This window comes from Psychromonas algicola (assembly GCF_004378355.1).
In the GTDB taxonomy this organism is placed as follows: domain Bacteria; phylum Pseudomonadota; class Gammaproteobacteria; order Enterobacterales; family Psychromonadaceae; genus Psychromonas.
Map to the genome: position 1 here is coordinate 1 of NZ_SNUB01000052.1, position 9,338 is coordinate 9,338.

The window sequence follows — 9,338 nt, forward strand, 5'->3', positions numbered from 1 at the left end:
CTTCGAGTGAGTGGAAATCGTAATCTAAAGGCATAAAAAAATCCGATGTTGAGTGAACATCGGATTCTGATCCCATTCGGGTAAAAATCAACTAATTTTTCTTAACTGATCGGCATTAGAAGCAAGCTTCGGTTTTTTTATACTTTATTTCCATGTATATAACAGGAATGAATATTGAAAAGTTATACCGATGACGTTAAATATGTTATCTAAATTTTACGAAGAGAAAACAGTTCAATTCGAGACGTAAATGGCTATCCCCTTTACGAAATTTATAACGAATAAGTGGACTTTTTAGCCAGTAAAATAGATAAACTATTCATCGTGAATGATATTATATAAAATAAACCAGTTATAAAATAAGCCAATTATATAACGCAGGCATAATCAATGCAGATAATACAGCGCAAAGAATCAAAGCAATTGATGAAAATGCGCCCGATTCCTCGTTATCTTCCAACACTTTTGCAGTGCCTAAAGCATGAGAAGCACAACCAATCGCAACACCAATGGCTTGTTTATTTTTAACTCGGCATAACTTCAAAAAAGGCAAACCGATACTCGCGCCGATAATGCCCGCGAAGATCACCATGGCAGCCGTTAATGAAACAATGCCATTTAGGTTTTTGCTAATTTCCATCGCAATAGGCGTAGTCACCGATTGCCCAGCAAAAGAAGCCGCAGTAATAGAGTCCGCTCCCAATAAAGGCATAATGAAAAAAGCGCAAGAAAAAGCAATACAAACCGCCAACAGACAACTTAATAAAATCAATTTAAGTTGTGCTTTAATCACTTTCAATTGCAAATAAAGCGGAACGGCTAAGGCAACAATAGCAGGTTCAAGCAGCACAGTAATGATTGAACTGCCCTGCTGATAGTCAGAGAAAGGAATTTCAAGTAATAACAAAATAGAAATCAAACTAAAAATGGTCACTAGCACAGGATTAAGCAAAGCTGCGGGTTTAATGCTATGCAGTTTTTTAGCCGCAAAAAATAACAATAACGTAAGAGGCGTTGCGATATAAATAAACATTATGATTCTTCCTTAACCAACCATTGATAACAGTGCCCAACCAAAAATAGCGTAATTAACGTGGTGAAAAACAAAGAAAAAACAATCACTAACCAATGTGTTGCAATTAAATCAAAATAATTAATTAACCCAACGCCAATTGGAATAAACAATAACGCTAAATATTTTAAAACTAAATTCCCTGCAAACTCTATCCAGTTTAATTTCACAATGCCCAATGACAAAGCAACAAACAACATTAACATGCCCAATATAGAAGCAGGGAAAGTACTTTTAAAGTAAGCAATAATAAATTTAGCGATGGATAGAAAGAGCATAATAATCAACAACCCTAAAACAAGTTGCAACGCATTTTTAACTAACAGCGCTGTTTTTTGTTTAGCACTAAGTACAGGTTGAGGTGAAGAGGCTTGCTCTAAATGGCTTTGAGAATGAGTAAGTGATTCAGCTTCTTTCTTGGGAACTTGCGGAGATTTTGTCATAGTATCAATACAACTCTATTAAATGAACTGCTAGTATAACAACTTACATTCATCCTGTTAAAACAATTACATTGAAATCACTATTATGAGTTTATCCCTACAGCAATTTATTACCGAAAGCCGCAATAGCGCCAGTGCCAATATAGATACTTTATCGACATTAGACATGCTCACTGTGATTAACAATGAAGATAAAAAAGTAGCCATTGCCGTTGAAACAATCCTACCAGCCATTGCACAAGCTGTTGATGCCATTAAACAAGCCTTTGAAAAAGGTGGCAGACTGATCTATTGCGGCGCAGGTACTTCAGGGCGTTTAGGTATTTTAGATGCTAGCGAATGCCCTCCTACCTTTGGTAGCCCTGCTGAGCAAGTTATTGGATTAATTGCAGGTGGAAAAACAGCTATTTTAAAAGCCGTAGAAAATGCAGAAGATAACTTAGCGGCAGGCGAATTAGACTTAAAAAATATCCAAGTAAACGCAAACGACATTATTGTAGGCATTGCAGCAAGTGGACGCACACCTTATGTTATTGGGGCGATGCGTTACGCTAAATCGCTGGGCTGTGATGTTGTGAGTTTATGTTGTAATGATAACAGCGAGATGGCAGCCATTGCCGATATCGCACTGGACGTTATTGTCGGCCCAGAAGTGGTCACTGGATCATCAAGGCTGAAAGCGGGCACAGCACAAAAATTAGTCCTAAACATGCTAACCACAGGCTCGATGATCAAAAGCGGTAAAGTATTTGGTAATTTGATGGTAGATGTGCAGGCGACTAATGCTAAATTGATTGAACGCCAAAAGAAAATTATCATGGAAGCAACAGACTGCTCGCGTGAAGAAGCTGAAACCGCGTTAAATGAATCAGGCAATCATTGTAAAACCGCCATTGTGATGATCTTAACAGGCGTCGACGCTAAACAAGCTAAAGGCAGTTTGCAACAACACAAAGGTTTTATACGCCAGTGTATTTAACTCGACCATATAAAGTCATTGTAATAACTAAAATCATGACTTAGTTGATAAATCACCAAATAAAATATCGCGCTGGCAATCAACCCATAGCTCATGTTTTGCCATCACCTTGGTAAACATTGGGCTTTGTAAATAACCGTTTAACCAAGCGCGAAGTTTTGGATAAGGCGATTGCTGATACCACTGTCGTTCGACCTTAGAAAACTGTCTAATAAAAGGCATCAACGCAATATCTAACAAACTTTCAGTTTCTGACAATAAAAACGCATGTTGCGTTAAACGTAATTCCAACTCTTGAAGATATACTTCACAGGCTTGACGGTATTTAGCAATATTCGTTTCTTTATAACGTTTAGCACATTTATAAGCTTCATTGGCAGGAATCAACCCCGTCTCATAATGCTCAATGAACGTTAACATTTCGCTTAAAGAACAAGTAGATTGAACCAATAACTGATTAGGATCGCTTTGCTTTAATACCGCTAGCATAATATCCAAACTTTCTTCTACCACTTCAGGCAAATGAGTTCCATTAGCATTAGGTAACACCATCATAGGGACGGTTTGATTCTTTGATAACGCTAGCATTTCAGGCGGTTTATTATTGAGCTTGATCGCCCTTAATAAAACAGGTTGTTTGGATTTAAAAATCGCTATTCGAGCACGCATTGCATAAGGGCAATGTTGCAAAGAATAAACAATAGGCAAAGTAGTTGAAGTGAGATCCATAAGTCATTCCGAAACACAGTATTGTCACATCTTACCTGTAGACTTCTCCCGTTACCAAGCTTGCTCTTTGAATCACTAAATAAAAAACAACAAAAGAGCCACTAAAATTCAAAGGTTAAGTAAAAAATTGACTGATTATTGAATAACAATTAATCATAACCGTTTCATTTCTTATTATTTAAATACAAATGTTGAAAAATGTAGGTTTAAAAATCATGCTCTTGACGTATACTATGGGCGCGATAAAAAGCATAGAGAAAATAATTTTAATAAAGGAAAAAAAATGACTCCTATTGTAAAAAGTTTCCAGTATGGCGAACATACGGTAACACTAGAAACTGGCGTAATTGCACGTCAAGCAACTGCCGCTGTAATGTGTAGCATGGACGATACTTGTGTATTCGTTTCTGTTGTTGGTAAAAATGCTGATGATCAAGAGCGTGACTTCTTCCCTCTTACAGTTAACTACCAAGAAAAAACATACGCAGCAGGTAAAATCCCAGGTGGTTTCTTCAAACGTGAAGGCCGCCCATCTGAAGAAGAAACGTTAATTGCACGTCTTATTGACCGTCCAGTTCGTCCTCTTTTCCCAGAAGGTTTCAAAAACGAAGTACAAGTGATTGCAACGGTTGTTTCAATCAACCCAGAAGTTAACCCAGATATCGTTGCAATGATCGCAACTTCTGCGGCACTTTCTATCTCTGGTATGCCATTTAACGGCCCTATCGGTTGTGCTCGTGTTGGTTACAAAGAAGGTCAATACCTACTTAACCCAACTAAAACAGAATTAGAAACAAGTGACCTAGACCTTGTTGTATCTGGTACAGACAACGCAGTATTAATGGTTGAATCTGAAGCAGGTATCTTAAGCGAAGACGTCATGTTAGGCGCTGTAGTATACGGTCACGATGAACAACAAGTTGTTGTTGAAGCAATCAAAGAATTTGCTGCTGAAGTAGCTCGCCCTAAATGGGATTGGACTGCACCAGTTCGTAACGAAGCATTAGATGCTGCTGTTGCAACTGAAGCACAAGCACGCTTTGAAGCGGCTTACCAAATTAGCGACAAAGGCGAACGTTACGATGCAATCAAAGCGATCACGTCTGAAGTTAAAGAAAAATTATTAGCAGCTGATGAAGAATTAGCGGCTAAACAAGTAGGCGAATACCTACATGATTTAGAAAAAACAGTCGTACGCTCTCGCATCATCAAAGGCGAGCCACGTATTGATGGACGTGATCCAGAAAGCATCCGTGCTCTTGACGTTCGTACTGGCGTATTACCACGTACTCACGGTTCTTCACTATTTACACGTGGTGAAACACAAGCGTTAGTAACAGCAACATTAGGTACTCAACGTGATGCACAAATCATCGACAGCCTAATGGGTGAGAAGAAAGATCACTTCTTATTACATTACAACTTCCCTCCATACTGTGTAGGTGAAACTGGTTTTGTTGGTTCTCCTAAGCGTCGTGAAATTGGTCACGGTCGTCTAGCAAAACGTGGTGTATTAGCAGTAATGCCTACGGTTGAAGAATTCCCATACACAGTACGTGTAGTATCAGAAATCACTGAATCTAACGGTTCATCTTCAATGGCGTCTGTTTGTGGTTCATCGTTAGCATTAATGGATGCAGGTGTTCCACTTAAAGCGTCTGTTGCAGGTATCGCAATGGGTCTAGTTAAAGAAGGCGAAGAATTCGTTGTTCTTTCTGATATCTTAGGTGATGAAGATCATCTTGGTGATATGGACTTTAAAGTAGCGGGTACAACTAACGGTATCACAGCTTTACAAATGGATATCAAAATTGAAGGTATCACACGTGAAATCATGAAAATTGCGTTAAACCAAGCAAAAGCAGCACGTTTACACATTCTATCTGTAATGGATGAAGCAATTTCTGAAGGTCGTGATGACATTTCTCAATTCGCTCCACGTATTCACACTCTGAAAATCAACACAGATAAAATCCGTGATGTTATCGGTAAAGGCGGCGCAGTTATCCGTTCTTTATGTGAAGAAACAGGTACAACAATTGAAATCGAAGATGATGGTACAGTTAAAATTGCTGCAACATCTGGTGAGCAAGCTGAAGATGCAATCAACCGCATTAAAGCACTAACAGCAGAAGTTGAAGTAGGTACTATCTACACAGGTAAAGTTGTTCGTCTAGCTGACTTCGGTGCATTCGTTAACATCCTTCCTGGTAAAGATGGTCTTGTTCACATCTCACAAATCTGTGAAGAGCGTGTACAGAAAGTATCTGATTACCTGAAAGAAGGTCAAGAAGTTAAAGTTAAAGTACTAGAAGTAGACCGCCAAGGTCGCGTACGTCTTTCTATGAAAGAAGCAGAAGAAAAGAAAGCAGAAGCTCCAGCAGCTGAATAGTTTTTCTTAATTCTTAACTTTAAAAGGAAGCTTCGGCTTCCTTTTTTTATGCCTACAAAAGGGTAAAAGAACAAAGACCGCTTAGTTCACATCTCACAGCTATACCAAAAATGACAGTGAAGAGCGTGTACAAAAAGTATCAATTCCTTCTTCGCACTGCGAAACTGCGTTTCGGTTACTCATCATTAGCCTCTTATTTATCTTGTGAAGCAAAGAAGGTCAAGAAGTTAAAGTACTAGAAACTTAAGGTTTAAAAGTAAGCCGCCAAGGTCGCGACCATCTTTCTATGAAAGAAGCAGAAGAAAAGAAAGCAGAAGCTCCAGCAGCTGAATAATTTTTCTTAATTATTAACTTTAAAAAGGAAGCTTCGGCTTCCTTTTTTTGTGATTACAAAACGGTAAAAGAACAAAGACGGCCTAGTTCATATCTCACAGCTATACCAAAAATGACAGTGAAGAGCGTGTTCAAAAAGTATCAATTCCTTCTTCGCACTGCGAAACTGCGTTTCGGTTACTCATCATTAGCCTCTTATTTATCTTGTGAAGCAAAGAAGGTCAAGAAGTTAAAGTACTAGAAACTTAAGGTTTAAAAGTAAGTCGCTAAGGTCGCAACCACCTTTCTATGAAAGAAGCAGAAGAAAAGAAAGCAGAAGCTCCAGCAGCTGAATAGTTTTTCTTAATTCTTAACTTTAAAAAGGAAGCTTCGGCTTCCTTTTTTTGTGCCTACAAAAGGATAAAAGAACAAAGACAGCTTAGTTCATATCTCACAGCTATACCAAAAATGACAGTGAAGAACGTATACAAAAAATTTCTGATTACCTGAAAGAAGGTCAAGAAGTTAAAGTTAAAGTACTAGAAGCTTAAGTGTTAAAAATAAGCCGCCAAGGTCGCGACCATCTTTCTATGAAAGAAGCAGAAGAAAAGAAAGCAGAAGCTCCAGCAGCTGAATAATCTTTTTTAAGGTTCTTTATAGAACCTTTGCATAACTTTATAGAGCAAGCTTCGGCTTGCTTTTTTTGTGCCTGAAGAAAAGTTTTCTTACCTTTTTAGGGATGTAGGCTTTAGCCTACCTATTTATCTAGTTTCCATGGTCTCCGTGAGAATTCATATTTTATTGTTTGTATTATTGGAGTGCTTTGGAAGCAAGGCTCGTCTTCGCTCGTCGGATCAATACGATTGTTGTTAACAGTGTTTTCGCCCTGTCGGCGACATACTTTTTCTTGCCAGAAGAATAAAGTAAGCAAAAAGACTGGCTCCCAATTCTTTTTTTATCTGAATAAATAACAGCCTTCTTAACGCACCGCTCATACGCGGCGTCCATGCCGCGAAGTTCGCTAGCAACGGCTTCCTGCCTTAGCTTGCTGAAGTCTGTGATTGATTCAGAAAAACTCAACGGGAGGTTTGTCGTAGCCATATTGGGTATCGAAATCGCTTATCAATTTTGATGCAAATATGTTTCTCGTTCCCATTGTCCTCTGTGGGAATGCATATTAACTATTATATTGATGAAATTTTTAGGGGCAAGGCTCGTCTTCGCTCGTCGAGTCAATACGATTGTTGTTAACAGTGTTTTCGCCCTGTCGGCGACTTTACTTTTTCTGAACAGCAGAAAAAGTAAGCAAAAAGACTGTTCCCGAATCGTTTTTTAATCTGAATAAATAACAGCCTTCTTAACGCACCGCTCATACGCTGCGTCCGTGCCGCGAAGTTCGCTAGCAACGGCTTCCTGCCTTAGCTTGCTGAAGTCTGTGATTGATTCAGAAAAACTCAACGGGAGGTTTGTCGTAGCCGCATTTAGTATCAGTTTAACTATTATATTTTGGATATTAGTAAAGCTTTGATCCAGAGACAAAAAGAAATATTCTCTAGTTCCCACTGTCTCTGTGGGAATTCATATTAGTCGTTTTTATTAAACCAAATATTCTGCTTTATCTAGGGCGGCTCGGGCTTCGATTAAGGTGCAGCCAGTTTCTGCTATTAATCGGTTGATGGTCATGTCGGGGTTCGCTTGAACAATTGCTGTTAAATCAAAGGTAGGTTTGGGTAAGGTTTTATTAATGGTTTCGACAATCCATGTGACTTTTTTAACATTTTTAAAAGAGGTTTTATGCAAATCCTGTTCTTTCATAATCAAGGCTTGTTGCAATTGTTCGCTGACTGCAATCAATTGGCTTTGATTACCTGTTAGTGACCAATTTTTAGAACGACGAATGCGTTTTAAACTGCAACCCTGTTGCGTTGCTAATTCAATGATCGTGGTTTTACAATCAATACGATGCAGGAAGTTGTTTAAGGTAATTGACCGTATTTTTGATGAGTCATTTGGCACAGTATTCTCTGCAAGGTTGTTTAATAAATGAAGCATTGCCTTTAATAATAACGGTTACAAATACATTTAACGAACAATATTATTTATAAATATTTGTTTGAATTCGTTGTGGATAGCTGTTTTTATGCATCCTAGTCTGACCATTCCGTATCTTTGTTATTAATACCGAATAATTCAGCCTTTCTACAAATGCTTTGATAAACAGAAAAATATAAGCATTTGATAAAGATAGATTAAGCAGGTATTGTTTATTTTTATTATAAATAATTGATGGGCGTGTTTTTTGTGGAAACACAGAATTTTTCCGTCTAATAAGCTGTTATGTGAACGTACGGAGTGTCGATATATATGAAGAAAGATACTAAATCAAATAGGTGTATGGTCGTAGTTTGTGATGATGCTGAAAAGTATGATTGCAAAGACAACAGAGCTATGAAACCTATATTAATTAAATGTTTAGATCATCCTGAATATCCGATGAACCATGCTTTTCAACACGCAGATAGCGTTAGATTAACAAAAAAGAAAAAGCTTGAGTATTTTGTTCCCAATAACATTTCACTTTTGCTATCAAATAGTAAATTAGCTTTGGAAGAAGCTGAAAAAATGTACCATAAAGTGCTACTTACTCGTGCTGATCAAGAGTTTAAAAGCAAAATAAATGCGTTGTGGAATAATTGTTTTTATGTATCTAATTATATTGAAAAAATTCAAACTGCTATTGTTTTCTCATACACCGCTTTAGAAGCGTTTGCTAATATTAGTATTCCGGATGATTACATATACACCACTTCAAAAAATAGTAAGGGTGTAAAAGAAGAGTTTGATAAAAAGGCGATTGAACGTTGGCTAAGTTTAAAAGACAAATTAGATATAGTTCTTCCTAAAGTTTACAGTTGCGAAAAAATTAGTAAGCAAGATTTTTGGTCTCATTTTATATTATTAGAAAGCTTTAGAAATCAAATCATTCATCAAAAAGCAATTGAAAGTACTAACTTCTATTATGAATACTTTAAGTTAAATATCTTTAAAATTCTTAGGGTTGCAGAAAAAATAGTTTGTTATTATCACGATGCTAATACTGTAGATACAAGTGAGCGCGCTCAAGTAAATCTTATGTGGCCTTGGTTACCTGGAGCTATGACTGCCCCTGTCCTCCGTAATCCAGAACCTATTCTTGGTTGGACAATAGATTATACTCAACCCTCTGTTCAACAGAGACTTACAGATAAACAGCGTCAAGAAATTGAAAAGTTCATGAATACAGATTCACATAACAACACGCCCTGAGGTGGACCGCTAGTAAAATTAGCAATTTATTGCAAACTTTAAAAGCGGCGAATCTCTTCGTTTTAATGCAGCTAAATATGTCGATTCATCATACGGTGTATTCGT

The 9,338-nt window shown here is 37.6% G+C and carries 7 protein-coding genes and 1 pseudogene; 4 read left to right on the forward strand and 4 right to left on the reverse strand.

The window, feature by feature from the left end; all coding sequences use genetic code 11:
* Window positions 1-352: 352 nt before the first annotated feature.
* Window positions 353-1,033: an LrgB family protein gene (locus E2R67_RS16040; RefSeq protein ID WP_134291958.1), complete on the reverse strand. Its 681-nt coding sequence runs from the start codon at window positions 1,031-1,033 to the stop codon at window positions 353-355.
* Window positions 1,033-1,515, reverse strand: coding sequence for a CidA/LrgA family protein (locus E2R67_RS16045; protein WP_134291959.1), 483 nt, complete (start codon window positions 1,513-1,515; stop codon window positions 1,033-1,035). The genes E2R67_RS16040 and E2R67_RS16045 overlap by 1 nt, the downstream gene beginning before the upstream one ends.
* 85 nt (window positions 1,516-1,600) lie before the next feature.
* Here E2R67_RS16045 and murQ point away from each other — a divergent pair, with 85 nt between their 5' ends.
* Complete coding sequence (gene murQ / locus E2R67_RS16050) at window positions 1,601-2,494, forward strand: N-acetylmuramic acid 6-phosphate etherase (protein ID WP_134291960.1); 894 nt, start codon at window positions 1,601-1,603, stop codon at window positions 2,492-2,494.
* Window positions 2,495-2,527: 33 nt separating this feature from the next.
* Here murQ and E2R67_RS16055 read toward each other — a convergent pair whose 3' ends face one another.
* A complete protein-coding gene (locus E2R67_RS16055) occupies window positions 2,528-3,223 on the reverse strand; it encodes a glutathione S-transferase (RefSeq protein WP_134291961.1) in 696 nt (231 codons plus the stop codon).
* 283 nt (window positions 3,224-3,506) lie between these two features.
* Between E2R67_RS16055 and pnp the strand changes: the two genes are divergently transcribed.
* Both pnp and E2R67_RS16965 read left to right on the forward strand, forming a co-directional pair.
* Window positions 3,507-5,615, forward strand: coding sequence for a polyribonucleotide nucleotidyltransferase (gene pnp, locus E2R67_RS16060; RefSeq protein ID WP_134291962.1), 2,109 nt, complete (start codon window positions 3,507-3,509; stop codon window positions 5,613-5,615).
* Window positions 5,616-6,357: 742 nt separating this feature from the next.
* Window positions 6,358-6,565, forward strand: a pseudogene (locus E2R67_RS16965) (S1 RNA-binding domain-containing protein); the annotation flags it as partial.
* Between the two features lie 958 nt (window positions 6,566-7,523).
* Here E2R67_RS16965 and E2R67_RS16070 read toward each other — a convergent pair.
* Complete coding sequence (locus E2R67_RS16070; RefSeq protein ID WP_134291963.1) at window positions 7,524-7,979, reverse strand: ribosome recycling factor family protein; 456 nt, start codon at window positions 7,977-7,979, stop codon at window positions 7,524-7,526.
* Between the two features lie 312 nt (window positions 7,980-8,291).
* On the opposite strand from E2R67_RS16070, the gene E2R67_RS16075 reads away from it, so the two are divergent.
* Complete coding sequence (locus E2R67_RS16075; protein ID WP_134291964.1) at window positions 8,292-9,233, forward strand: hypothetical protein; 942 nt, start codon at window positions 8,292-8,294, stop codon at window positions 9,231-9,233.
* Window positions 9,234-9,338 lie beyond the last annotated feature (105 nt).

What these genes read in the sequence shown, in the direction of transcription:
- E2R67_RS16045 (WP_134291959.1), bottom strand. Translation starts at nt 1,515, where the DNA reads ATGACAAAATCTCCGCAAGTTCCCAAGAAAGAAGCTGAATCACTTACT.
- E2R67_RS16075 (WP_134291964.1), top strand. Translation starts at nt 8,292, where the DNA reads ATGAAGAAAGATACTAAATCAAATAGGTGTATGGTCGTAGTTTGTGAT.
- E2R67_RS16040 (WP_134291958.1), bottom strand. Translation starts at nt 1,033, where the DNA reads ATGTTTATTTATATCGCAACGCCTCTTACGTTATTGTTATTTTTTGCG.
- murQ (WP_134291960.1), top strand. Translation starts at nt 1,601, where the DNA reads ATGAGTTTATCCCTACAGCAATTTATTACCGAAAGCCGCAATAGCGCC.
- E2R67_RS16070 (WP_134291963.1), bottom strand. Translation starts at nt 7,979, where the DNA reads ATGCTTCATTTATTAAACAACCTTGCAGAGAATACTGTGCCAAATGAC.
- pnp (WP_134291962.1), top strand. Translation starts at nt 3,507, where the DNA reads ATGACTCCTATTGTAAAAAGTTTCCAGTATGGCGAACATACGGTAACA.
- E2R67_RS16055 (WP_134291961.1), bottom strand. Translation starts at nt 3,223, where the DNA reads ATGGATCTCACTTCAACTACTTTGCCTATTGTTTATTCTTTGCAACAT.